This window comes from Caulobacter sp. 10L414 (genome assembly GCF_056395525.1).
The window spans coordinates 16,325-40,023 of sequence record NZ_JBFTJR010000054.1; the positions used below are offsets into that span (position 1 = coordinate 16,325).

24 protein-coding genes are annotated in these 23,699 nt (G+C 69.9%); 13 read left to right on the forward strand and 11 right to left on the reverse strand.

Annotated features, from left to right (window positions below):
• The first annotated feature begins 27 nt into the window (after positions 1-27).
• Positions 28-1,461 carry a GH1 family beta-glucosidase gene (locus AC1DCG_RS19295; RefSeq protein WP_477031237.1) on the forward strand — a complete coding sequence of 478 codons (1,434 nt, stop codon included), beginning with the start codon at positions 28-30 and terminating at the stop codon, positions 1,459-1,461.
• 129 nt (positions 1,462-1,590) lie between these two features.
• On the opposite strand, the gene AC1DCG_RS19300 is transcribed toward AC1DCG_RS19295, so the two are convergent.
• Entirely contained in the window at positions 1,591-2,472 is an 882-nt protein-coding gene (locus tag AC1DCG_RS19300; RefSeq protein WP_477031238.1) for a hypothetical protein, read from the reverse strand.
• A gap of 292 nt (positions 2,473-2,764) precedes the next feature.
• On the opposite strand from AC1DCG_RS19300, the gene AC1DCG_RS19305 reads away from it, so the two are divergent.
• From AC1DCG_RS19305 to AC1DCG_RS19325, 5 genes are all read left to right on the forward strand, one after another.
• A complete protein-coding gene (locus AC1DCG_RS19305) occupies positions 2,765-3,460 on the forward strand; it encodes a J domain-containing protein (protein ID WP_165262751.1) in 696 nt (231 codons plus the stop codon).
• Between the two features lie 124 nt (positions 3,461-3,584).
• Positions 3,585-3,884, forward strand: a complete 300-nt coding sequence (locus tag AC1DCG_RS19310) for a hypothetical protein (RefSeq protein WP_477031250.1) — start codon at positions 3,585-3,587, stop codon at positions 3,882-3,884.
• A 129-nt stretch (positions 3,885-4,013) separates the two neighbouring features.
• Positions 4,014-4,304, forward strand: coding sequence for a putative quinol monooxygenase (locus tag AC1DCG_RS19315; protein ID WP_165262749.1), 291 nt, complete (start codon positions 4,014-4,016; stop codon positions 4,302-4,304).
• Between the two features lie 71 nt (positions 4,305-4,375).
• The gene (gene hisC, locus AC1DCG_RS19320; RefSeq protein WP_477037214.1) at positions 4,376-5,434 is read left to right on the forward strand and encodes a histidinol-phosphate transaminase; all 1,059 of its coding nucleotides are present in this window, start codon (positions 4,376-4,378) and stop codon (positions 5,432-5,434) included.
• Between the two features lie 207 nt (positions 5,435-5,641).
• Complete coding sequence (locus AC1DCG_RS19325) at positions 5,642-6,733, forward strand: NADH:flavin oxidoreductase (RefSeq protein ID WP_477037213.1); 1,092 nt, start codon at positions 5,642-5,644, stop codon at positions 6,731-6,733.
• 176 nt (positions 6,734-6,909) lie between these two features.
• Here AC1DCG_RS19325 and AC1DCG_RS19330 read toward each other — a convergent pair whose 3' ends face one another.
• The 4 genes from AC1DCG_RS19330 to AC1DCG_RS19345 all read right to left on the reverse strand — a co-directional run bounded on the left by AC1DCG_RS19330 (position 6,910) and on the right by AC1DCG_RS19345 (position 9,862).
• A complete protein-coding gene (locus tag AC1DCG_RS19330; protein WP_477031241.1) occupies positions 6,910-7,821 on the reverse strand; it encodes an SMP-30/gluconolactonase/LRE family protein in 912 nt (303 codons plus the stop codon).
• A 78-nt stretch (positions 7,822-7,899) separates the two neighbouring features.
• The gene (locus tag AC1DCG_RS19335) at positions 7,900-8,976 is read right to left on the reverse strand and encodes an NAD(P)H-dependent flavin oxidoreductase (RefSeq protein ID WP_477037212.1); all 1,077 of its coding nucleotides are present in this window, start codon (positions 8,974-8,976) and stop codon (positions 7,900-7,902) included.
• Between the two features lie 8 nt (positions 8,977-8,984).
• Positions 8,985-9,359 carry a hypothetical protein gene (locus AC1DCG_RS19340; protein ID WP_477031243.1) on the reverse strand — a complete coding sequence of 125 codons (375 nt, stop codon included), beginning with the start codon at positions 9,357-9,359 and terminating at the stop codon, positions 8,985-8,987.
• Positions 9,356-9,862, reverse strand: coding sequence for a dihydrofolate reductase (locus AC1DCG_RS19345; RefSeq protein ID WP_477037215.1), 507 nt, complete (start codon positions 9,860-9,862; stop codon positions 9,356-9,358). The genes AC1DCG_RS19340 and AC1DCG_RS19345 overlap by 4 nt, the downstream gene beginning before the upstream one ends.
• 128 nt (positions 9,863-9,990) lie before the next feature.
• On the opposite strand from AC1DCG_RS19345, the gene AC1DCG_RS19350 reads away from it, so the two are divergent.
• Positions 9,991-11,466 carry a hypothetical protein gene (locus AC1DCG_RS19350; RefSeq protein WP_477031244.1) on the forward strand — a complete coding sequence of 492 codons (1,476 nt, stop codon included), beginning with the start codon at positions 9,991-9,993 and terminating at the stop codon, positions 11,464-11,466.
• On the opposite strand, the gene AC1DCG_RS19355 is transcribed toward AC1DCG_RS19350, so the two are convergent.
• From AC1DCG_RS19355 to AC1DCG_RS19365, 3 genes are all read right to left on the reverse strand, one after another.
• Entirely contained in the window at positions 11,463-12,302 is an 840-nt protein-coding gene (locus AC1DCG_RS19355; RefSeq protein WP_477031245.1) for a thymidylate synthase, read from the reverse strand. The genes AC1DCG_RS19350 and AC1DCG_RS19355 overlap by 4 nt on opposite strands.
• 97 nt (positions 12,303-12,399) lie before the next feature.
• Positions 12,400-13,350: an SH3 domain-containing protein gene (locus tag AC1DCG_RS19360; protein WP_477031246.1), complete on the reverse strand. Its 951-nt coding sequence runs from the start codon at positions 13,348-13,350 to the stop codon at positions 12,400-12,402.
• A gap of 73 nt (positions 13,351-13,423) precedes the next feature.
• Positions 13,424-13,978 (reverse strand): DUF924 family protein, encoded by a 555-nt coding sequence (locus AC1DCG_RS19365; protein ID WP_165262731.1) that lies wholly within the window; start codon positions 13,976-13,978, stop codon positions 13,424-13,426.
• A gap of 104 nt (positions 13,979-14,082) precedes the next feature.
• On the opposite strand from AC1DCG_RS19365, the gene AC1DCG_RS19370 reads away from it, so the two are divergent.
• The 3 genes from AC1DCG_RS19370 to AC1DCG_RS19380 all read left to right on the forward strand — a co-directional run bounded on the left by AC1DCG_RS19370 (position 14,083) and on the right by AC1DCG_RS19380 (position 16,855).
• Positions 14,083-15,033 (forward strand): RcnB family protein, encoded by a 951-nt coding sequence (locus tag AC1DCG_RS19370; RefSeq protein WP_165262729.1) that lies wholly within the window; start codon positions 14,083-14,085, stop codon positions 15,031-15,033.
• Positions 15,034-15,273: 240 nt separating this feature from the next.
• On the forward strand, positions 15,274-16,293 hold the full coding sequence (gene ilvC, locus AC1DCG_RS19375) for a ketol-acid reductoisomerase (protein WP_165262727.1): 1,020 nt from the start codon (positions 15,274-15,276) through the stop codon (positions 16,291-16,293).
• 127 nt (positions 16,294-16,420) lie between these two features.
• Entirely contained in the window at positions 16,421-16,855 is a 435-nt protein-coding gene (locus AC1DCG_RS19380; RefSeq protein WP_477031247.1) for a hypothetical protein, read from the forward strand.
• Here AC1DCG_RS19380 and AC1DCG_RS19385 read toward each other — a convergent pair.
• Positions 16,852-17,652, reverse strand: coding sequence for a CAP domain-containing protein (locus AC1DCG_RS19385; protein ID WP_477031248.1), 801 nt, complete (start codon positions 17,650-17,652; stop codon positions 16,852-16,854). The genes AC1DCG_RS19380 and AC1DCG_RS19385 overlap by 4 nt on opposite strands.
• A 63-nt stretch (positions 17,653-17,715) precedes the next feature.
• Between AC1DCG_RS19385 and AC1DCG_RS19390 the strand changes: the two genes are divergently transcribed.
• Together AC1DCG_RS19390 and AC1DCG_RS19395 are read left to right on the forward strand one after the other, a co-directional pair.
• Positions 17,716-18,279: a nucleoside 2-deoxyribosyltransferase gene (locus tag AC1DCG_RS19390; protein WP_477031249.1), complete on the forward strand. Its 564-nt coding sequence runs from the start codon at positions 17,716-17,718 to the stop codon at positions 18,277-18,279.
• A 196-nt stretch (positions 18,280-18,475) separates the two neighbouring features.
• Complete coding sequence (locus AC1DCG_RS19395; RefSeq protein WP_477030874.1) at positions 18,476-19,843, forward strand: MATE family efflux transporter; 1,368 nt, start codon at positions 18,476-18,478, stop codon at positions 19,841-19,843.
• Positions 19,844-19,960: 117 nt separating this feature from the next.
• Here the strand turns inward: AC1DCG_RS19395 and AC1DCG_RS19400 are convergent, their stop codons facing one another.
• Positions 19,961-20,857 carry a cobalamin biosynthesis protein CbiG gene (locus AC1DCG_RS19400; RefSeq protein WP_477030873.1) on the reverse strand — a complete coding sequence of 299 codons (897 nt, stop codon included), beginning with the start codon at positions 20,855-20,857 and terminating at the stop codon, positions 19,961-19,963.
• Between the two features lie 168 nt (positions 20,858-21,025).
• On the reverse strand, positions 21,026-23,020 hold the full coding sequence (gene mdoH, locus AC1DCG_RS19405) for a glucans biosynthesis glucosyltransferase MdoH (protein WP_477030872.1): 1,995 nt from the start codon (positions 23,018-23,020) through the stop codon (positions 21,026-21,028).
• A gap of 429 nt (positions 23,021-23,449) precedes the next feature.
• Between mdoH and AC1DCG_RS19410 the strand changes: the two genes are divergently transcribed.
• Positions 23,450-23,656, forward strand: coding sequence for a hypothetical protein (locus tag AC1DCG_RS19410; RefSeq protein WP_477037001.1), 207 nt, complete (start codon positions 23,450-23,452; stop codon positions 23,654-23,656).
• Positions 23,657-23,699: the final 43 nt, after the last annotated feature.

Sequence of the window (23,699 nt, forward strand, 5' to 3'; positions counted from 1 at the left end):
TGGGGGTGAAGCGTGGAAGGCAGGGGCATGAGCCGCCGTGCGCTGGGCGCGTTGGCGGTGGGCGGAACGGCGGCGGGGCTGGCGGGGTGCGCAGGACCCCAGGGCGGCGACGTGAAGCCGAGGTCGCGGGACTTTCCCAAGGATTTCGTCTGGGGCGCGGCCAGCGCCGCCTTCCAGACGGAGGGGTCACCGACCGCCGACGGGCGCGGGCCCAGCGTCTGGGACGTGTTCCAGGACCAGCCCGGCAAGATCATCGACGGCTCGGACGCCAAGGTCGCCACCGACAGCTATCGGCGCTGGGCTGAGGACGTCGACCTGGTGGCCGGGGCCGGATTGGGCGCCTACCGGTTCTCGATCTCCTGGTCGCGGGTGCTGCCCACGGGGGCGGGCGCGGTGGCCCAGGCCGGCGTCGATCACTACAGCCGACTGGTCGACAGGTTGCTGGAAAAGGGCGTGACGCCCTACGCCACGCTGTTCCACTGGGACCTTCCGCAGGCGGTGCAGGACCGCGGCGGCTGGGCGGCGCGCGACAGCGCCAAGGCCTTCGCCGACTATGCCGCCCTGGTCGGCGAGCGGCTGGGCGACCGGCTCAAGAAGATCATCGTGCTGAACGAGCCGGCGGTGCACACCGTGTTCGGCCACGTCACCGGCGAGCATGCGCCGGGGCTGAAGGACGTGGCCCTGCTGGGGCCGGTGACCCACCACATGAACCTGGGGCAGGGGATGGCCATCCAGGCCCTGCGCGCTGCGCACGGCGACCTGTCGATCGGCACCACCCTGGCGCTGCAGCCCTGCCGGCCGGCGGGCGGGGGGCTGGCGTTCTGGAACCGGCTGGCCTCGGACGGCCTGGACGCGCTGTGGAACCGCGCCTGGCTCGATCCGCTGCTGAAGGGCGACTATCCCGACCAGATGGACGAGTTCCTGGGCGACCGCGTGCGCTCGGAAGACCTCTCGACGATCCGCCAGAGGGTCGACTTCATGGGGGTGAACTACTACGCGCCGGCCTACATGCGCCTGGCGCCGCTGTCGCCGGGCCGGATCAAGCCGGCCGATCCGCCCAGGGGCGCCGAGCTGGACGCCTTCGGGCGGCACATCGATCCCTCGGGCCTGCTGGAGGTGCTGACGCGGCTGCGCACCGAGTACGGCAATCCGCCGGTGTTCATCACCGAGAACGGCTGCTCGGATCCGTTCGGCGACGGCGGGGCGATCCAGGCCGACACCTTCCGCATCGCCTTCCTGCGCCGCCACCTGCAGGCGGTGAAGGCGGCCATGGAGGCGGGCTCGCCCGTGAAGGGCTTCTTCGCCTGGTGCCTGATCGACAACTGGGAATGGGCGCTGGGCTATCGCTCGAAGTTCGGCCTGGTCAGCCACGACCGCGCGAGCGGGGAGCGCAAGCCCAAGGCCTCGTACGGCTGGTACGCGGGCTTGGCGCGGAGCGGGGTGCTGCCGACGGCGCCGTGAGGACCGCCTGGCGGCGGCCCCCCTCAGTCGCTTTGCGACAGCTCCCCCAGAGGGGAGCATCTTGGCGCTTCAGATCCTCCCCCTCTGGGGGAGGTGGCCCGGAGGGCCGGAGGGGGTGTGCGCCGCCTCTTAGTCCGGCTTGCAGATCAGCATGTCCTTGCCGCCGCGCTTGGCGGGGACGAGGCTGCCGGCGCAGGCCTGCGGGTTGTTCGGGTCGATGATGATCTCGCGGCTGGCCGGCAGCTTGGCCGGGGTCGAGCCGATCGGGGCCAGCGGCTTGGCGGCGGGCTTGGCCGTCGGAGCGGCGGCCGTGGACGCCGGCTTCGCAGCGGGTTTCTGGACGGGGGGCTTCTGAACGGCGGGCTTGGGCGCGGGCGCGGCGGGCGCCGAGGCCTCGATCTTGGCCGGGGCGGGCGTTTCGGCAGGCGGCGGCGGAGGCGGGGCTTCCGGTTCGGGCGCGGGGGCGGCCTCCGGCTCGACCGGCACGGCGCTCTTGACGTTGTAGTTCAGGGCCTGGCCGAACAGGTTGGACTTGCTTTCCAGGGCCTTGGCGCGGGTCTCGCAGTCGCCGGGCGGCGACCAGCTCATCCACACCTGGGCCAAGCGCGCCTTGTCGACGGCTTCCGAACCGCCCCAGATCGAACGGCCCTTCTTCATCGCGGCCGCGCCGTACTCGGCGATCGGGCGGGGGCTGGCCTTCTCGGCGGCGGTGATGGCCGCGGCGTAGGTCTTCAGGTCGCCGCGCGCCTGGATGCGCATCGCCGGATATTCCTTCAGCGCGGCGGCCGCGCCGTCGGGGCCGGGGAAGGCCTTCTCGATCCGCGTCACCTCGGGCATGACCTTGTCGTAGAGGTCGACATAGCCGCCGAGCGCGCCGTAGCACCAGGCGATGTAGCCGTACTCGTCGGTCGGCGGCGTGGCGGCGGGCTGGGTGCGCGGGGGAGGAGCGGCGGTGGTCACGGGCGCGTCCTGCGCCATCAGGGCGAGGGCGAAGAGAAGAGCGGTCGCCATACGGCCGGGAATCCTTTCGGTAGCGTCAGTAAGCTGACTAGAGCATTTCGGGCCGCATTGGGACCTCAGCATGGCGCCGTATGGACAAAGTCCCGCGCCAAGCTCAGCCATAACGACGAACGCGCCGGATGGCTCCGAAGATGGCGGCAATTCTGAACAAGTTTACATGTGCGATGCAGCAATCGCCGGGTGGGTCGCGTGCGATGCGTATGCTAGAAGGCCCTTCCGGTGCGTCATCCTGGCGCCGCCCGGATCCGTATCTTCCACGACCTGCCGGCGTTAGACTTTCCGCATGACCTTCTGGCGCAACATCGCAAGCATCGCGGCCCGTCGGCTGGATCTGGCGGAATGCGCCGAGTGTCCGCCCGGACCGCCGGGGCAGGATCCGGCGTTCTCGACGGCCGTGACGGCGCTGGGCGCCAAGCTGGCCAAGGCCGACGGCAGCGCCGACGGACACGAGTTCGAGGCCTTCTCGCAGGTGTTCCATCCGGACCCGGCGTCCGAGCAGAACATCCACCGCCTGTACGACCTGGCCCGCCAGACCACGCATGGCTTCGAGAGCTACGCCAAGCGGCTGGCCAAGCGCTACCGCTCGTGCCCGCAGTTGCTGGAAGACGTGCTCGACGGCCTGTTCCATATCGCCAAGGCCGACGGCGCGGTGACCCAGGACGAGCTCGACTATCTGGAGCGGGTGGCCGAGCTGTTCGGCCTGTCGCCGCTGGCCTTCCGCCGTCTCAGCGCCACCCACCTGGGGGCGGGCGCCGACGATCCCTATGTGATCCTCGACGTGCCGGCCGACGCCGAGGACGAGGTGGTGCGCAAGGCCTGGAGGTCGGCCCTGTCAGACGCCCACCCCGACCGGGCTCGGGCTCGCGGCCTGCCGGCCGAATTCATCGAGGTGGCCGAGGCCAAGGCCGCGGCGATCAATGCGGCTTTCAGCACCGTCATGCGCGAGCGGCGGGAACTCGGGCTGGCCGCCGCGGGTTGAACGGAAAAGTCTTTGTGATTGAACCCAATGGGTGTTCAGTTGACGTTCAGACCTCCAGAGCCAACCTAAGGGACGAGGACGGAGATTCTGGGCGCCCCGGCGCCGATCGAGGACGACGATGACCATGACCCTGGGCGCGAACATCGGCGCGACGCATTCTTCGGCCTTGCGCGGCCTGGCCGCGGTGGTCGGCGGCGTGGCCACGGCGATCGCGGTCTCGGTGGCCGCCGTGGTGGCGGTGGTGTTCGCCGCGACCCTGGTGGTGGTGGGCTTCATGGCCACCGCGCTCCTGGGCCTGGCGGCCTTCGCCCTGCGGGGCCGGCGCCCGGCTCGGGCCAAGGCCTCGGCCGATCCCAACCTGATCGAGGCCCGCAACGTCGGCGGTCACTCCTGGGTCGCCTACGGCTGGAACGAGCGCCGCTAGATCGCGCCGCCTTCTCTGCAAGTTTCGAACGCCGCGACGCCACGGGCCGTCGCGGCGTTTTTCGTTGGCGCTTGCCCTGCCGCGGAACCTCGTCCACCGTGCATTCAAACAAACGTTGGGAGAAGGCGCATGATCGGCGTGGTGGCGACCCTGAAGGTGCAGCCGGACAAGGCTTCGGCGTTCGAGGCGGTGTTTCTCGACCTGGCCGCCAAGGTGAAGGCCAACGAGCCGGGCGCGATCGTCTACCAGCTGACCAGGTCCAAGACCGAGGCCGGCGTCTACAAGGTGCTGGAGCTCTACGCTTCGGGCGATGCGCTCAAGCACCACGGCGGAACCGACTACTTCAAGGCCGCCGGCGCGGCCATGGCGCCGTTCCTGGCCGGCCGTCCCGAGATCGAATATCTCGACGCGGTGGAGTAGGGGCCAAGCCCGCGCTTGACGGACGGCCCAAGGTTCCGCATCCCGGCGGCGCAAGTCGCTGGAGCAAGACCTTGAGCCGTTTCTGGAGCCCGCTGGTCCACACGCTGTCGCCCTACGTGCCGGGCGAGCAGCCGAAGATCGCCGACCTGGTCAAGCTGAACACCAACGAGAGCCCCTACGGGCCGTCGCCCAAGGCGGTCGAGGCCGTCGCGGCGGCCGCCGACGAGGCCCTGCGGCTCTATCCCGATCCGACCTCCGGCGCGCTGCGCGAGACCCTGGCGGCCTATCATGGCGTGGCCGTGGAGCAGGTGTTCGCCGGCAACGGCTCCGACGAGGTGCTGGCTCACGCCTTCCGGGCCCTGCTGGGCCACGCGGCGCCGCTGCTGTTTCCGGACATCACCTACAGCTTCTATCCGACCTACTGCCGCCTGTTCGACGTGGCCTACGAGACCGTGCCGCTGTCGGGCGACCTTTCGGTGCGCATCGAGGATTATCGGCGGGCGGCCGGCGCGATCATCATCGCCAATCCCAACGCCCCGACGGGCGTGGCCCTGACCCGCGCGCAGATCGCCCAGCTGCTGGCCGAGCACCCCGACAAGCCGGTGGTGATCGACGAGGCCTATGTCGACTTCGGCGGCGAGAGCGCCATCCCGCTGGTCGCCGATCATCCGAACCTCCTGGTGGTGCAGACCATGTCGAAGTCGCGAGCCCTGGCCGGCCTGCGGGTGGGCTACGCCATCGGCGACGCGGCGCTGATCGAGGGGCTGACGCGGGTCAAGGACAGCTTCAACTCCTACCCGCTGGGCCGGCCGGCCCAGGCCGGGGCGATCGCCTCGGTCGAGGACGAGGCCTTCTTCCAGGACAGCCGCGCGCGGGTGATCGCCGGCCGCCGCCGCCTGGTCGAGGGGCTGGAGGCGCGAGGCTTCTCCGCCCCGGCCTCGTCGGCCAACTTCGTCTTCGCCCGCCACGCCTCGCGGCCGGGCGCGGAGTTGGCAGCCGAGCTTCGTACGAGAGGGGTGATCGTCCGCCGCTTCGACGCGCCGCGCATCGGCGACCACCTGCGGATCACCGTGGGGACCGACGGCCAGATCGATCGCCTGCTGGGCGCGCTGGACGAGATCCTGGGGTAGGGCGGCAAGCTCTTATTCTGCGAACCCAATTTTCCGCGCATCCCCGCCTTCGCGGGGACACTCGGTTAGGGGGCGCATATCCCGCATTTGGGTTTTCTTTCTGTACGCTCCTCACCAGATACAGCGTCCGTTGCAGTATTTCTGCATGGCGGATGATCCGAACAGGTGTTTGGATCAGGAAGGTTCATTTCCCGCTGGAGCGCCCGCATGGCCCTCGACGTCCTCTTCAAGCCGTTCGAATTCAAGTCGCTGAAACTGCCCAACCGGGTGGTGATGGCGCCGATGACCCGGTCGTTCTCGCCCGGCGGCGTGGCCACCGACGACGTTGCCGCCTACTACGCCCGCCGCGCGGCGGCCCAGGTGGGCCTGATCGTCACCGAGGGGACGGGCGTGGCCCGGCCGGCCTCGCTGAATGATCCCAACGTGCCGCGCTTCCACGGCGAAAAGGAACTGGCGGCCTGGAAGACGGTCGTCGACGAGGTGCATGCGGTCGGCGGCCTGATCGCCCCGCAGCTGTGGCACGTGGGTTCGGCCAAGGGGCCCGCGCAACTGGGCAAGGTTGACAGCCCGTCGGGCGTATCCAAGGCGGGCGGCGGCCAGTTCACCGAGCCGATGAGCGATTCCGACGTCGCCGACACCATTGCCGCCTTCGCCACGGCCGCCGCCGACGCCAAGCGCCTGGGTTTCGACGCTATCGAGCTGCACGGCGCGCACGGCTACCTGATCGACCAGTTCTTCTGGAACGGCACCAACCTGCGTGACGACGCCTTCGGCGGCCCGACCATCGCCGAGCGCAGCAAGTTCGCCGCCGAGATCCTCAAGGCCGTCCGGACCGCCGTCGGTCCCGACTATCCGGTGATCATCCGCCTGTCGCAGTGGAAGCAGCAGGACTACGCGGTGAAGAACGCCGAGACGCCGCAACTGCTCGAAGCCTGGCTGCAGCCGCTGGCCGACGCCGGCGCCGACATCTTCCACTGCTCGCAGCGCCGGTTCTGGGAGCCGGAGTTCGAGGGATCCGACCTCAACTTCGCCGGCTGGACCAAGAAGCTGACCGGCGCCCCGACGATCACCGTCGGCTCGGTGGGCCTGTCGGGCGAGTTCATCGCGGCCTTCGGCGGCGAGGGCAGCCAGCCGGCTTCGATCGACGGCCTGCTCGAGCGCCTCGACCGCGGCGAGTTCGACCTCGTCGGCGTCGGCCGCGCCCTGCTGCAGGACCCCGAGTGGGTGGTGAAGATCCGCGACGGGCGGAGCGACGAACTGCAGAACTTCAGCCGCGAGGCGCTGGGGGTTCTGTACTGATCGACCGCGATCCCTCTCCCCTTGCGGGTGAGGGTGGCCTCGCGTAGCGAGGTCGGGTGAGGGATCTCTCAGAAATCAAACGCCGCGACAGCCGATCAGCCGTCGCGGCGTTTTTCGTGGTGGCGACCCCTCATCCGTCAGCTTCGCTGACACCTTCTCCCGCAAGGGGAGAAGGATCAGGCCCCGAAGTTCAACTTCAACCCCGGCCGTTCCCAGCGGCCGCGCCAGAGCTTTCCGGTTCCCGACGCGGTGATCCACACGTCCTGCATGTCGGCGCCGCCGAAGCAGAGGTTGGTGGTGATCACGTCCGGAACCGCCAGGTGCTGCGTCGCGCCGTCGGGCGAGAAGGCGGTGATCCCGCCGTTGATGATGGTGGCCACGCACACCCGGCCGTCGGCCTCGACCGCCAGGCTGTCGAGCAGCTGATAGCCCGGCAGGTTGCAGACGACGCGGCCCGGCTGCAGCGGGGCGGGCGGGACCAGTTCGCCCGGCGCGGCCACGTCGAAGGCCCACAGCCGGCCCAGCATGGTGTCGGCCACATAGACCACGTCTTCGGCCGGCGACAGGCCCACCCCGTTGGGCGAGATCAGGTGGTCGCGAGCTCGCACGATGCGGCTGCCGTCGGTCTTGGCGTAGTACAGCGCCCCGTACCGGCGGCCGTCGGGCGTGGAGCAGCCGTGGTCGGTGAACCAGAAGCCGCCATGCTTGTCGAAGACCAGGTCGTTGGGCCCGACCAGCCGCTTGCCGTCGCAGGCCTCGTACAGCGTGGTCACCGCGCCGGTGGAAAGGTCGACGCGCTGGATAGAGCCGCCTTTATGGCTGTCCGGCGTCGGGCCGGGGACGTTCAGCCCGCCCATGTCGTAGAACTGGAAGCTGCCGCCGTTGTTGGTGACATAGACCGCGCCGTCCGGGCCGATCGCTGCGCCGTTGGGGCCGCCTGGCAGGTCGGCGACGGTGGTTCGCGTTCCGTCCGGCGTGATCCGGGTCAGGATCTGGCGCTGGATCTCGACCAGCAGCACCGAACCGTCGGCCATGGCGATCGGGCCTTCGGGAAACTGCAGGCCTTCGGCGACGAGGGTCAGGTCCATGTCGTCTCGCTCCCTTGCTGCACCTCTGCGGGTGTCTGCGTGGAAGTAAACGTTCGTTTGAACCAGGCCGCAACCCGTTCAGGCGTCGGCGAGCAGCCGGGTCAGCGCTTCGGCGTCGAGGCCGCGCGGCGCCAGGCTGGCCGACTGGCCGGCCCAGAGGTTGGTGAAGTCGCCGTTCGCGCCGTCCTGGCGCAGGGGCGTCAGGGCGCCGCCGGCCAGCGGGAAGGGCGGCACCACCGCGCCGCCGATCGGCCCGACCTCGCGCATCAGCCGGTTGGCCACGCCTCGGGCCGGGCGGCCGGTGAAGACGTCGGTGATCATGGTGTTGTCGTCGCGGGCCTGGTCCAGGGCGGCGCGGTGGGCCGGCGGGATCCTGGCCTCGGGCGTGAAGAGGTAGGCCGTGCCGACCTGCACGCCGGACGCGCCCAGGGCCCGGGCGGCCGCCACGCCGCGCGCCTCGGCTATGCCGCCGGCGGCGATCACCGGGACGGAGACGGCGGCTACCACCTGCGGCAGCAGCGAGAACAGGCCCGGCTGGGCGGCGGTGTCCAGGCGGTTGTCGATCGCCTCGGCGAAGCCCGGCAGGAAGGTGGCGCGATGGCCGCCCGCCTCTGCGCCCATGGCGATGACGGCGTCGACGCCGTTGTGCTCCAGCCACACGGCTTCTGCGACGGTGGTGGCCGAGGACAGCACCCTGGCGCCCGTGGCCCGCACGCGATCGAGCAGGGCGCTTTCCGGCAGGCCGAAGTGGAAGCTGACCACCTGGGGCCGCAGGTCCTCGACCAGGGCGCAGAAGGCTTCGTCGAAGGGCGCGCGGCCCCCGGCCGGCGGCGGCGGCGCGGGATCCAGGCCCGCCTCGACATAGTAGGGCGCCAAGCGCGCCCGCCAGGCCAGCATCCGCGCCGGATCGGCGACGGGCGGGGTATGGGCGAAGAAGTTGAGGTTCAGGGGCGCGTCGATCGCGGCCCGGAACTCGGCGATCGCCGCCCGGGCCTGGTCGGGCGTGTACTGGGCGCAGGCCAGCGAACCCAGGCCGCCGCCGCGCGCCGCGCCGATGGCCATGGCCGGCGTCGTCGCGCCCGCCATCGGGGCCTGGAGGACGGGCGCTGCGATCCCGAGAAGGTCGATCAGCCGGCGGTCTGGCCAGGCGCTCATGGAAGGTCTCAGTTCAGGTCGAAGAGGTCGTAGGCGATCAGCTGCAGGCGCTCGTCGAAGAAGGCGCGGCCGTAGCTGGAACGCTGGAGGGCGGCCTGGTCGACGCCGTGCTCGACGTCGGAACCGCTGGCGCCGGGCGCGGAGCAGGGCACCGACAGGCGCAGGTTGCGGCCGACCTTCACCTTCACGCCCGGTTCGGCCCTGACAACCGTGGCGGCGACGAAGCAGCGGCCGCGCACGCCGCGCGGGACGCCGACATGCTTGACCTGGACCACCACGATCTCGGCGGCGTTGTCGCGGGCCTGCTGGCGCGCATCGACGGCCGGCGGCGCCGTGGACGACGCCGCCTGGGCCAGGACGAGGGCGGCCAGCAGGGCGCTCATTTGCGTTCCAGCACGCGGAACACGAACGGGAAGTCGTCGCCGTCGCCGGCGGGGCGCTCTTCGCGGCGCACTTCGGTCCAGGCGCTTTCGTCGAAGGCCGGGAAGGCGACGTCGCCCTGAACCTGCGCCTGCACTTCGGTGACGTAGATGCGCTTGGCGCGGGGCAGGGCCAGTTCGAACAGGGCCGCGCCGCCGATCACGCAGACCTCCTCGACGCCGTCCTCGGCGGCCTGCTCCTTGCCGATTTGCACCGCCTCGGACCAGGTGTCGCAGACCACCGCGCCCTCGGCCTCGAACTTGTGGTCGCGGGTCAGCACGATGTTCAGGCGGCCGGGCAGGGGCTTGCGGGGCAGGCTGTCCCAGGTCTTGCGGCCCATGATCACCGGCTTGCCCAGGGTGGCGGCCTTGAACATCGCAAGGTCCGACTTGAGCCGCCAGGGCAGGTCGTTGTCGCGGCCGATGACGCCGTTGAGCGAGCGGGCCACGGGGCCGACGGTAAGGATAGGCGTGGTCAAGGCGATCGATCTCGTTGAATTCAGGCTAAGGTTGTGTAACGGTGTTCTGTGAGGATCGGGGGATCATCATGCGACATTGGACTGGGGTGTGCCTAGCCGCCGGCTTGGCGTTTAGCATGAGCGCGTGCGCGCTGACGAACGAGGGCGTGAGCGACCTGCGCCGGATGCAGCCGCCAGCCGCCGACAGCAGCAGCTGGGGCGACTGGGTGATGCACAAGGCGCCCTCCAACGCCGACGACGTCATCGGGCTGGACGATACCGTCTCGATCACGATGGACCATATCCACGTCTACGGCCTGATCGAACCGTCGATCAGCCCGCAGCAGGCGTTCATGTCGCGCAGTTGGACCGCCAAGAGCGGCGAGGTGGCGCTGCTGGCCAAGGCCGTCGTCATCGACCAGTCCAACCAGGCGGTGCCGTCCTGGACCAAGCTCGACGGGCACCGGGTGATCTTCTATTCCGGGGACGTCGAGGTCGATCAGCCCCTGAATGGGCGCAACCTGCCGGTGTTCGGGCCGTCGAAGGTGCCCTCGGGCCGCCTGCAGCTCGATTTCGCCATGATCGAGATGGACCGCACCAGCGCCCAGGTCGAAACCCTGCTGACGGAGCTGGCCGACCAGGGGGCGACGGCGCTGAACCTGTCGAACCCGGCGGTGGTGCCGCTGGTCAAGCTGGGCACCTCGTTGCTGGCGGCCGACCACGACGACACCCAGCTGCGATACCAGGTCTATTTCGACATCGGGGCCAAGGGCCTGCAGACCCTGCCGCTGGTCGAGGGGCGCTACGTCCTTCTGCGCAAGGAAGACCGGCAGGCCGCCTTCGACTGGCGCACGGTCTGCTTGGGCGCTGACGACGGGGTGCTCTACAACGTCAAGAAGGAGGACGTCGGCGCGAGCAAGCCCTGCGACGTCACCGCGGACAACCGGTTCCGCAAGGAGACCTATCTGAGCTTCCGCGTCGTGAAAGGCCTGCCCGAAAGCGCGGCCGTCACCCTGGCCACCCTTTCGGACCTCGGCGCCGAACTGGACGCGCGCACGACCGTGCAGGCGAGCCAGATCAACGACATGGTCGAAAAGCGCATGCTCACCTCCTATCGCGACAACAACGTCGCGACCGTGCGGCTGGGTTGGAAGAGCGTCGTTGCGACGGCGGCTGACTACGCCGAACTGGCCTATGTCGAGCCGGCGGCGGGAACGACCTGCGTGGCGGCGTCCGGCAGCGACGCCGGGGCGGCCAAGCTGGCCCTGGTCAGCACCACGCTCGACTACTACCAGCAGCTCACGCCGCTGGCCGCCTACGTCAACACGGCTCCGGTCGCGCCGGCGGCCGATGCGCGCAACATCAAGGCCGCCTATACGGCCGACGCCTACAAGCTGCAGGCCGACGTGCTGATGTCCTACCTGCTGGTTTCGCGGGGCTGGGCTGGCGACAAGATCGCCACGGCGCGGGATGTTTCGAAGTTCGGCACAGGCGACTTGTTCGCCGGCGGCCCCGCCCTGGCGGCGCTCCTGGTCACCGACGCCGAAACCAAGGGCCAGGCGCGCTGCGACGCACGGCTGAAGGCGAAGGCGGCGCCGGTCGCGGCGCCCTAGACCGAGACCGCCGCCTTGATGTGCGGGTGGGCCTCGTAGCCTTCCAGCGCGAAATCCTCGTACTCGAAGGCGAAGAGGTCGGCCTTGTCGGCGATCCGCATCGTCGGGAAGGCCTTGGGCTCGCGGGTCAGCTGCTCGCGGGCCTGGTCCAGGTGGTTCAGATAGAGGTGGGCGTCGCCGAAGGTGTGCACGAACTCGCCCGGCTGCAGGCCGACCACCTTGGCGACCATCAGGGTCAGCAGGGCGTAGCTGGCGATGTTGAAGGGCACGCCCAGGAACACGTCGGCGCTGCGCTGGTAGAGCTGGCAGGACAGCTTGCCGTCGGCGACGAAGAACTGGAACAGGCAGTGGCAGGGCGGCAGGGCCATGTCCTCGACATCGGCCGGGTTCCAGGCGCTGACGATATGGCGGCGGCTGTTGGGATTGGTCTTCAGCCCCTCGACCAGATTGACGATCTGGTCGATCGAGCCGCCGTCGGGCGTCGCCCACGAGCGCCACTGCTTGCCGTAGACGGGGCCGAGTTCGCCGTTCTCGTCGGCCCACTCGTCCCAGATGCGCACGCCGTTGTCCTTGAGGTAGGCGATGTTGGTCTCGCCCTTCAGGAACCACAAAAGCTCGATGATGATCGAGCGCAGGTGCAGCTTCTTGGTGGTCAGGACCGGAAAGCCCTTGGCCAGGTCGAAGCGGATCTGACGACCGAAGACGCCCAGGGTGCCCGTGCCGGTGCGATCGCCGCGCTGGACGCCGTTCTCGAGGATGTCGGCGAGCAGGGTCAGGTACTGCCGCTCGGGATGGTCGGCGGCGGCTTTCGGGGCGTCGAGGACGTCGGTGGTCATGGGGCGCACAATCGCGACGAATCGAGCCCATGGCCAATCACAAAAACGCCCCGCGCGGCGAGCCGGCGGGGCGTTCTCGTTCAGGACGAGTACGGACTTACTTCGACGGCTCCAGGCCGGTGTTCAGCACCCAGCCGACGTTGTCGTTCTCGTCGGCCACTTCCCACCACAGCTCCTGCTTCTTGCCGGTCGGGTAGACGATCGAACCGGCCGGCAGGGCGCGGATCAGCTTGCCGGCCGCGACCGGGGTGGCGCGCATGTTGACGACGCGGGTGGCCACGAAGGTCTTGGTCGGCGCCGCCTGAGCGGCCTGGGCGCTGTCGCCCACCAGGCCCAGCTCGCCCACCATCTTCGAGTAGCTGTTGATGAAGGCCAGGGTGATGATCCGGCCGATCTCGGTGTCCTCGTAGCCGCCGCCGACCGCGCCGGCGAAGCCGATGCCGCCGCCCGCGCCCCAGCCGATGTCGTTCTTCACGGCGTAGCCTTCCTGCACCGCCACCGTCTCGGTGGTGCGCACGTTGGTTAGCGACAGGACGGTGTTGGCCTCCAGCTTCTTGGTCTTGATGCCGCCGACCAGCGCGCCCGCGCGGCCGCCGATCAGGCCGCCGATGGCGCCGGCGACAGCGCCGCCGCCGGCGTTGCTGTCGCTGGCCTGGACCTCGGCGACCAGCACGTAGTCGGCCGCCTTGATCTGGCCCTGGCCGACGTTGGAGCCGCGCTGCAGGCCGAGATTACCGCCGATGTTGCGCTCGATCTGGGCGGCGTTCAGGCCCGCGCCGCGGTCGACGAGGTTGAAGCAGCCCGACTTCTGGACGATGGCGCGCAGCAGCTTCTGCGGCGAGGCCAGGTTGTACTGGGTCCAGCCGCGGGGATCGTCGCCGTCGATGATCGACAGCGTGCCCAGCTTGCGGGTGCAGCGCGGCACTTCGGCCTGGGCCTGGGTCTGCATCTGCTGGGCCTTGGTCGGCTTGGCTTGAGCGAACGCCTCGACCGGAGCGGCGACGCAAACCATCGCGCCGGCCGCGAGCATGAGTTTCTTCATCGACATAGACAGCGCCCTCCAGGCCCCTTCGAATTTCGGGCGGACACTACAGTATCGATTGCACGCAAGCCAAGCTCGCCTAACCGGCGAACCCGCCTTCGTCGAGAAAGGCCTGCTCGGCCGGGGTGGTTTCGCGGCCCAGCGCGACGTTGCGATGCGGAAATCGGCCGAAGCGGGCGATGATGTCGCGGTGGATGATCGCCCACTTCATCGCGTCCTCGTCGCCGGTGTCGGCCTGCATGCCGGCGCACAGCTCGATGCACAGTTCCTGGTCGGCCAGGGATTCGGAGTGCTCGAACGGGAGGTAGAAGAAATAGCGCAGCTCGGGCGCGACGGCGGTGTCGTGGCCCTTGGCGATGGCGGCGCGCGCCACGGCGCGGGCCTTGCCGTCGGTGGCGAAGGCATGGCCGCTGCGGCGGTAGAGGTTGCGGGGGAACTGGTCGAGCACGATGATCAGGGCCAGCGAGCCCTCGGGCGTTTCGACCCAGCCGTCATAGTCGCCGCGGGCGGCGGCGTGATGGGTGGGCTCGTACTTCAGGCGGATGGCCTCGTCGAACGCCCGGTTCTTGTCGAACCACTGCTTGGGGCCGGCTTCGGTCCAGAAGCCCAGGATGTCCTGCGGTCGGGCGGCCATGGCCTTCTCCTGCGGGTTTCGTTCAATTGCGGTTCATGCGCCAAGCGCGACACTGTGATCAAGGGATGAGCCACGGGCCGGCGCAAGGCCCCTTGGAGCAAGAGATGAAACGTCTGATCACCGTCGCGATGATCCTGTCGCTGACGGGCGGCGCGGCGGCCCAGGCCGGCTCCGCCGCGACGGTCCTGGCGATGCAGCAGAACGAGCGTGGCGACCGCGGCGATCGTGGCGGCCGCGCCGACCGTGGGCCGCGCCCCGAGCGCCCCGAACGTGGCGACCGCCAGGACGGCGGCGGCTGGCGTGGCGGCGGCGATCGCGGCGGCCAGCCCGCCCCGCAGGCCCAGCGCCCGCCCGAGGCCCGTCCGGCCCCGCAGGCGCCCCAGGCTCAGCAACCCGATCGCGGCGACCGCGGCGGCTGGCAGGGCAGGGGCGATCGTCCCGATCGCCCGACCGGCGGCTGGCAAGGCGGCCAGGATCGCAATCCGGGCGGATCCCGCCCCGACCGTGGCGAACGACCGGATCGCGGCGAGCGTCCCGACCGTCCGAGCGGCGGCTGGCAGGGCGGCGACCGCGGCCCCGACCGCAACGATGGTCCGAGCCGTCCGGGCGGCGATCGTCCCGATCGTCCCAATGGCGGCTGGCAAGGCGATCGCGGCGACCGTGGTCCAGACCGCGGCCGTCCCGGCGGCGGCTGGCAGGGCGGGGATCGTGACCGGGATCGTCCCGGTCCGCGTCCCGGCGACCAGCGCTGGCGCGACCGCGACAACGGCCGTCCCCAGTACGACCAGCGTCGCTGGCGGCCCAGCTACCGTTCGCCCCAGCGCTATCGCGCCCCGGCCTACCGCTATCCGCGCGGCTGGTACGTCAATCGCTGGAGCTTCGGCGACTACCTGCCGGGCGGCTGGTTCTCCAGCTACTACTACCTCGACTGGTTCCGCTACGGCCTGCCCATGCCGCCGATCGGCTGCGAATGGGTCCGGGTCGGCGATGACGCCGTCCTGGTCGACGTCTGGAGCGGTCGCGTCCTGAGCGTCTACTACGATCTCTTCTGGTAAGCGGGCGACCGCGCCGGAACGAGGGCCGCGCTTCCATCCGGAGGCGCGGCCTTTTTCGTTTCGGGCTGGACGGCGATTTGGAAGGGCTTTTTCGCCTCACTCGCGGTAATTAAGCGTCGCCGAACGTCGCTCATGGCGCGCGCTGCCTTGACGAAGCGGCAAAAAAACGCTCAAACGCCCGCCTTTCCCGCTTTCAGATTGCGTGAGGCGGGCAGATTGACCAGTCCTGGAGAAGAAATCATGCGCGTCTACTACGACCGCGACGCCGACCTCGCCCGCATCCTGGACCGGAAGATCGCCATCGTAGGCTATGGCAGCCAAGGCCACGCCCACGCCCTCAACCTTCGTGACAGCGGCGTGCCGAACGTGGCCGTCGCCCTGCGCCCGGGCTCGCCCTCGGCCAAGAAGGCCGAAGCCGAAGGCCTGAAGGTGCTGTCGGTGGCCGAAGCCGCCGCCTGGGCTGACATGATCATGATCCTGGCGCCGGACGAGCACCAGGCCGCGATCTACAAGAACGACATCGCCCCCAACATCCGTGACGGCGCGGCCCTGCTGTTCGCCCACGGCCTGAACGTCCACTTCGGCCTGATCGAGCCGAAGGACACCATCGACGTGCTGATGGTCGCGCCGAAGGGCCCGGGTCACACCGTGCGCGGCGAGTACCAGAAGGGCGGCGGCGTGCCCTGCCTGATCGCGGTGCACCACAACGCCACCGGCAACGCGCTGGACCTCGGTCTGGCCTACGCCTCGGCCATCGGCGGCGGCCGCTCGGGCATCATCGAGACCAACTTCCGCGAGGAATGCGAAACCGACCTGTTCGGCGAGCAGGCCGTCCTCTGCGGCGGCACGGTCGAGCTGATCCGCGCCGGCTTCGAAGTGCTGGTTGAAGCCGGCTACGCGCCGGAAATGGCCTACTTCGAGTGCCTGCACGAGCTGAAGCTGATCGTGGACCTGATCTACGAAGGCGGCATCGCCAACATGAACTACTCGATCTCGAACACCGCCGAGTACGGCGAGTACGTCACCGGCCCGCGCGTCGTGACCGCCGAGACCAAGGCCGAGATGAAGCGCGTGCTGGAAGACATCCAGTCGGGCAAGTTCGTCCGCGACTTCATGCTGGAAAACGCCGTCGGCCAGCCGTCCTTCAAGGCGACCCGCCGCCGCGCTTCCGAGCACCAGATCGAGGAAGTCGGCGCGCGTCTTCGCGGCATGATGCCGTGGATCGCCAAGAACAAGCTGGTGGACGTCACCAAGAACTAAGTCTCGGCCTTACGGCTGAAACCGGGAACGGCGGGCTCGAAAGGGCCCGCCGTTTTTCGTTTGTCGATATTGCGCGCCGGCGCGGAGCGGACCAGGGTCGCGCCTTTCCGGCGAGGGGCGCTGCAGGATGTTTCGAATTTGGGTCGCGACCATCGCGGCCGCCGGTCTTCTGGCCGGCGCGGGCGGGGCCGTCGCGCAGGTGTCGGGCAAGACCGACGAGGTTTCGGCCGTCGAGGTGTCGGCCTCCCTGGAGGTCAAGGTCTCGGTCGCCGTCGGCGGCGACATCGGTCCGCGCACCTTTGTGTCCAGCGCGCCCCTGGGCATCGACTGCGGCGGCTCGGCCTATCGCTTCACCTCCGAAGAGCTGCGCCAGTGCTGGCTGTGGGTGCGGCGCAAGCGCGAGACCCTGCTGACCGCCCAGGCCGAGGGACGCTTCGGAACCGACTGGACCGTGCAATGGACGGGATGCGAGCCGATCGCCAACGGCGCGGCCTGCCGGCTGACGCCGAAGATCGAGACCAATGTCGCGGCCGTGTTCGTCCGCATGACGCCCTTGCCCTAGCCGAGCACGAACACCGGACCCCAGGCCACCTGGTACTTGTGGGTCCCGCTGGTCAGGTGCGGCCGAAGCTGCCAGGCGCCGGGCGGGATGCTCACCGGCTGGGGGCGCTCGACATAGGTCTGGGTCAGCACGTCGCCGCCGGGCTCCGACAGCGAGAACTGGTCGATGCGCGGGCTGGCGCGCGACAAGGCCGCGGCGATCGCCTCGACGCTCTGCGCGCGCAGCGGGGCGGGGGCGGCCAGGCGCGCGGAGACCTCGGCATAGACGCCCACGGCGATCACCTGCGGACCCTCGCGCAGGGCGGCGTAGGCCGCGTGGGTGAAGCCCGGCGCCAGCAGGTTGGCGCGGTGGCCAGGGCTCGTCTTCCACTGGCCCATGATCTGGTCAGGACGCACGACGCCGGCGGCGTTGCGGCGCATGGCGATGTTCTCGGCCGGGGCGCCGACGAGGTCGCGGGCCAGCAGGCCGACGCGGGCTGCGGGGCCGAAGCCTTCCCTCGTCATGTGGTCGTAAATCCGGCTGCGGGCGATGTCGGCGGCGTGGGCGCGCGCGGCCAGGGCCAGGCCGGGATCGAACCGCAGCGGCGACAGGCCCCGGGCCTCTCGGAAAGCATCGCCCTGGTCGAGCAGGTCGCGTTCGAAATCGGCGTCGAAATCCCCCCGGCGGTCGGCCAGCTGGCCGCGCAGGCGCGCTTCGTAGGCGAGGAAGGTCTGGGCGGAGGCCGCCATGGCCAGGCCCGGCGCGGTCAGGGCGGCGGCGCCCAGGGCCAGGGCGGAGCGGCGGGAGAGGGCGGTCATCGGCGGACGGTTCGTGCTCCAAGACGGTTGACAGGGCGGGCCGGTCGCCCGCTCTAAGGCCGGATGCGACCTGTCCGTTCCCTTTGGCTGGCCGGCCCCGAAGCCTGGCTCCCTGACGCGCAAGCTCAAGACCTGCGCCGCAAGGCCCTGTGCCTGGACGCCGGCTTCACGCCGTTCTCGGGCGGCCAGGCCGCGCCGGGAGACGACTTCAGTTCGGAAATCCAGGCCCGCGAACTCTACATGGACCGCATGGCCCAATTGCGTCAGGTGGATGCGGCCATCGTCAACCTGACCCCCTGGCGGGGCCCGTCCTGCGACACCGGCGTGGCGTTCGAGGCCGGGGTTCTGGCGGGCCTGGGCAAGCCGGTCTTCGCCTATCTCAACGTCGAGGACGAAAGCCTGGCCGAATATGTCGACCGGGTCGACGTGCTGGTCGGCGCGCAGCGCGGCGAGGACGGGGTCTGGCGCGATGAACACGGCTGCGTGGTCGAGGATCTCGGCCTGCCCGAAAGCGTGATGCTGTGGGCCGAGGCGCGGCGACTGTTCGTCATCGTCACGCCCGAGCCGCTGCACGACCTGACGGGGCTGGAGATGTGCCTGCAGGCGCTGCGGCTCTACGCGGAGTAGGGGAGGGAGCCCCCTCAGTCGGCTTCGCCGACAGCTCCCCCAGAGGGGGAGCATCTGGGCAGGGGGAGCATCTGGGCGCTTGAAGATCCTCCCCCTTTTGGGGGAGGTGGCCCGAAGGGCCGGAGGGGGTGAGGCGCCCCTTGCTCAATCGATGGGCATCGGCCACCTTCCGGCCCCGTTTCGAAAGGCCCACCCCATGTCGCGTCCCGCGGCCGCGCCGGCTTCCGGGAAGCCGCGCGGCGTCATCGCCACTGACCTGATCGAACTGCTGCGCCTGGCCGGGCCGGTGGTGCTGTCGCGCCTGGGCATCATGGTCATGGGCCTGACCGACGCGATCGTCGTCGGCCATTTCTCGGCCCAGCAACTGGGCTTCCACGCCATGGCCTGGGCCCCGACCTCGGTGTTCGTCACCGTGACGGTCGGCCTTCTGGTCGGGACCCAGGTGATGGGATCGCGCGCCATGGGCGCGGGGCGGCCCCAGGAAGCCGGCGCGGTGCTGCGGCGAGGCGTGGTCTACGCCTTCTGGCTGGGCGTCGGCGGCTCGGCCCTGCTGGCGCTCGTCGCGCCGCCGCTGCTGCATCACGTGGGCATTGAGAAGGCCCTGGCCGACGGCGCGGCCGCGCCGCTGATCGTGTTCTCGCTGTCGCTGACGCCCTATGCGCTGAGCGTGACCCTGAGCTTCTGGCTAGAGGGGCTGGGGCGGCCGGGCCTGGTGACGGTCAACATGTGGATCGCCAATATCATCAACCTGGCGGTCAACCTGCTGCTGGTGCCTGGCGTCATGGGCCTGCCGGCCCTGGGCGCGGTGGGCGCGGCCTGGGCCACCTTCGTCGCCCGCACGGCCTTTACCATCATGCTGGCGGTGGTGATCTGGCGGCTGAAGGACGCCCGGGCCATGGGCGTGTTCGACAAGCCTCCGCGCGATCGCGCGGCCGAGAAGGAGCAGCGCCGGGTCGGCTACGGCGCCGGCAGCTCCAACCTGTTCGAGGTCTCGGCCTTCGCCGGCATGAGCCTGGTGGCCGGCTGGCTGGGCGGGCTGAACGTCGCGGCCTGGGCCGTGGTGCTGAACGTGGCGGGCGTGATCTTCATGGTCCCGCTGGGCCTGGCGACGGCCACCGCCGTGCAGGTGGCCCGCGCCCACGGCGCGCGCGATCCGGCGGGCATGAGCCGGGCGGGCTGGATCTCGTTCGCCGTCACCGCCGTCTTCGCCCTGGTGGTGGCCCTGCTGCTCTATCCGCTGCGCCACCTGGTGGCCGGCGCCTACACCGTCGATCCGGCCGCCATCGCGCTGATCGCGCCGGCGCTGGTGCTGACCTGCTTGTTCCTGGTGCCCGACGCCGTGCAGGTGGTCTGCGCCCAGGCCCTGCGAGCCCGCGGCGAGGTCTGGATCCCCGCCGGCACCCACATGGTGGCCTACGCCCTGATCATGGGGCCGCTGGCCTGGTGGCTGGCCCTGCCGATGAAGATGGGCCTGGACGGCATCGTCTGGTCGGTGATCGTCACCAGCTTCGCGGCGGCGGCGATGCTGCTGGGACGGTATCGGATGCTGGATCTGAAGGGGTAGGACCCCCTCAGTCGGCTTCGCCGACAACTCCCCCAGAGGGGGAGCATCTGGCGCGACTCAGATCCTCCCCCTTTGGGGGAGGTGGCCCGCAGGGCCGGAGGGGGAGCCGCGAAGCGGCTACGCCCCCAGGATCCAGCCTTCCTGGGTCTGCACGTCCTCGACCAGCTGCGCGGGCGCGTCCTTGGCGGGGCCGAACTGGGCGGCCAGCTTGCCCGCTTCGTCCAGCTTGGCGAAGTGTTCGGCAAGGCCGCGCACCTGGGCCAGGTCCTTGATCTCGCCGGGGCCGGGGACGGCCTTGATCAGCGAGGGATAGACCTCGGCGACCACGGCCTCGACGCCGTCGAGGTCGGTCTCGGTCAGGGGCTTGAAGCCGGTTTCGAACGGCCAGACCCGCACGGCCTCGCCACGAGCGTCCTTCAGGCGGCGCACGGCCGGAATGCCCATGATCGCCTGACCGCCGACCGAGCCGTTGTAATAGAGCTTCCAGATCGAGTGCGCGCCCTTGGCCGCCACGTCGGCATGGCGGAACTCGGGCAGGTCATCGGGACCATGCTCGCGGGTGCGCTTGGGCTGCAGGGTGGTCAGGGCGTCCTTGGGCGGGCAGCCCCAGAACGGGAACGGGCCGCCCGTCAGGCGGCGGTTGATCTCCGAGCCGACGCCGAAGCGGTTGTTGGTGTTGTCGGCCTTGTCCTTGACCATCTTGTTCAGTTGGTCCCAGACCGCGCGCCAGGGCGTCTCGCCCGGCAGGTTCAGGGCCTGGGAGAAGCCGCGCGGGAAGCCCAGCGGGAAGTCGAAGCCCACCAGGGCGCGCTCGCCGCGCTTCTTGAGGTCGTCGAGGATGACGGCGAGCTTGGCCTCGGCCTCGTTGCGCGTGGCCGGATTGAAGCTCTCGAAGGTCAGGCGGAAACGCACGTCGCGCTTGAGCACGCCGATCCAGACGGAGTCGGCCCCGGTGGTCGGCTTGGCCGCCGCGCTCCAGTCGACGATCACATAGGCGCTGAAAAGCCGCGACACGGCGGAGGCTCCGTCAAATCCAAACGAAGCGCGCTTCTACTCCCCCAAAGGGCGAGCCGCCAGCCGTTGCGAAGCTTGAGTAGGTCTTTCTGGTTCGGCCATATCGACGGCCAACAAAAAACCTCGCCCGGGAGGGGGCGAGGTTTCTCAGGTTCCATGATCGGGCCTTCAGGCCGCAGTCTGTTCGGCGGGCGCCAGGGCGGGGGCCTTGGCCTTGCCGACGTTCCAGCGGACCGGCGGCTCGCAGACCGGGCCGAGGGCGGCGCGGACGATGGCCGGCGGCTGGCGCTCGTCGGGGGTCATGAACAGGCCGTTGGCCTTCAGGGCCAGGCCCGCGGCCTTGCTGGCGCCCAGCATGGTCAGCGGCACGGCCAGGATCAGGCCGGCCAGGATCGGGGCGGTGGCCGTCAGCAGGTCCGGCGTGAACCAGAACAGGCCGGCCAGAACCAGGCCCGTGGCGCTGATCCAGCCCATGGCGGCGCAGGCTTCCTTGAAGGCCACCTTGTCGGCGTCGCGGCGCTGGGCGCTCCAGCCGCCGACGCGGCCGGCCAGGATCTCGACCACGGCGCGGGTCTGGGTGAACATCAGCATCGGGGCCACCAGGGCCGACAGCAGCATCTCGACGCCGAGGCCCGCCATCACGCGGCGACGACCGCCGAAGCCCTTCAGTTCGTGCTTGCGCATGAAGATCAGGGTGGCGCCAAGGATCTTGGGGCCGAACAGCAGCACGAAGGTGATGATCATCGCCCAGGCCGTGGCCTGGATCTCGCGCCAGTCGATCAGGGCGTGGGCGGCGGCCTGCAGGTCGGCCATCGTGAACGCGGCCTTCTTCACCTCGGGCATCAGGGCGCGCGAGATGACGCCGGCCGACAGGGCGACGAACCAGATCGGCGACAGGGCGTAGCTGAGCACGCCGATCACCAGGTGCAGGCGGCTCATCCAGTGCAGGCCCGGCAGGCCGATCAGCGGCACGTGCTGGACGTTGCCCCGGCACCAGCGGCGGTCGCGGGTGGCGAAGTCGAGCAGGTTGGAGGGGCTCTCTTCGTACGAGCCTTCCAGGTAGGGGGCCAGGTGCACGGCCCAGCCGCCGCGGCGCAGCAGGGCGCTTTCCAGGGCGTCGTGGCTCATCACCTCGCCGCCGAAGGGCTTGGGGCCGTTCAGCGAGGGCAGGCCGCAGGTCTGGGCGAAGGCCTTGGTGCGGATGATGGCGTTGTGGCCCCAGAACGAGCTTTCCGAACCCGACCACCAGGCCAGGCCCGTCCAGGCCACGCGGCCGTAGAGCTTGGTGGCGAACTGCAGGGTGCGGGCGAAGATGGTCTGGCCGTTGATGATCGTCGGCATGGTCTGGATCAGACCCACGCCCGGGTGACGCTCCATGGCGTCGGCCAGGCGCACCATGGCGTCGCCGGTCATCAGGCTGTCGGCGTCGAGCACCAGCATGTGCTCGTAGTCGCCGCCCCAGCGGGCGACCCAGTCGGCGACGTTGCCGGCCTTGCGGCCCGCATTGTCGGCGCGGCGGCGATAGAAGACGTGGCTGGAGGCCTCGCGGCGGAAGCGGGCGAAGCAGGCCTGTTCGGCCAGCGCCACGGCGGCGTCGCGGGTGTCGGAGATGATGAAGATGTCGAAGGCGCGGCTGGCGCCGGTCTCGGCGATCGAGGCGTCCATGGCCCGCAGGCGGGCGAACACCGCCTGGGCGTCCTCGTTGTAGACCGGCATCAGGATCGCCGTGCGGGCGCGCGGCTTGGGCATGGGCTTGGTGCTGTCGATGCCCAGCGGGTCCTTCGGCGTGCGCAGCAGCACGACGAAGCCGGCGACGGCGGTGACGAACCACAGGGCCAGAGCCAGGAACAGCGGGGCCAGCAGGGTCAGGCAGACGGCTTCCAGGCGGGTGACGCCGCCCAGGGCGACGGTGTCGAACGTGGCCTTCCAGCCGGCCGCGCCCATGATCGCCGTGGCGATGAAGATCACCCAGCGGCGCATGACCGTTTCCGAGCCGGGGCCGCGGACGGCGCGGGCCGCGCCCTGCCAGAAGCCGAGCGGCTGCACCGGCATGGCCAGCGGGGCCTCGGCCGGGATCTCGACGCGGTCGCGCGGGGCGATCACGGTTTCGAAGGCCACGGGCGTCGAGGTGGCCAGGTCGAAGAAGGCGCCGCGTTCGGTCATCGGGTCCGTCTCGGTGATCCGACCGTGGTCGGACGAAATGCAGAGCTTCGTTTTCGCGCCGAACGCCTTCACGGGACGCCTCCGGTCCGCTAGGGATCGGGCGCGTTCAGCAAGGGTCTGGCGTTGAACGAAGTCCGGCGGAGGAAAACCGCCGACGCAGTTAGAGTAAAACTTCGATCACGAAATCGCTATCGAAAATGTGATCCATTTCGCAGGTGCGGCGAAAAAATTGTGCAAATGCGCATAACTGGGCCGCGGGGAGGCCTTGGAGAATTGAGCAAGCTTATGAAATTCAAGGCTGTTTTTGCGCTTATCGTGGTTTCGGCCTTGGCCGGTTGCGGACCGGGCGACAAGGGCGAGGGCTCGAAATCGCCCGCCGCCCAGCCCGCTCCGCCGATCTCGACGGCGCCGCAACATGAGACTCAGGGCGTGATCGCCGCGATCGAAGGCCAGGTGCTCACGCTCGATCACGACGGCGCGAGCGCCGCGCCGCTGGCCGCCGGCCGCACCACCTTCCAGGCCTATGGCGACGTGCTGGCCGAGGCCCCGCTGGAGCCCGGCGCGCGCGTGACGTTCAAGTTCCGCAAGGTCGCCGTCGGCGAGGGCTGGGAACTGACGGAGATGCGGGGGCGATGACCCCCTCCGGCCCTCCGGGCCACCTCCCCAGAGGGGGAGGAAC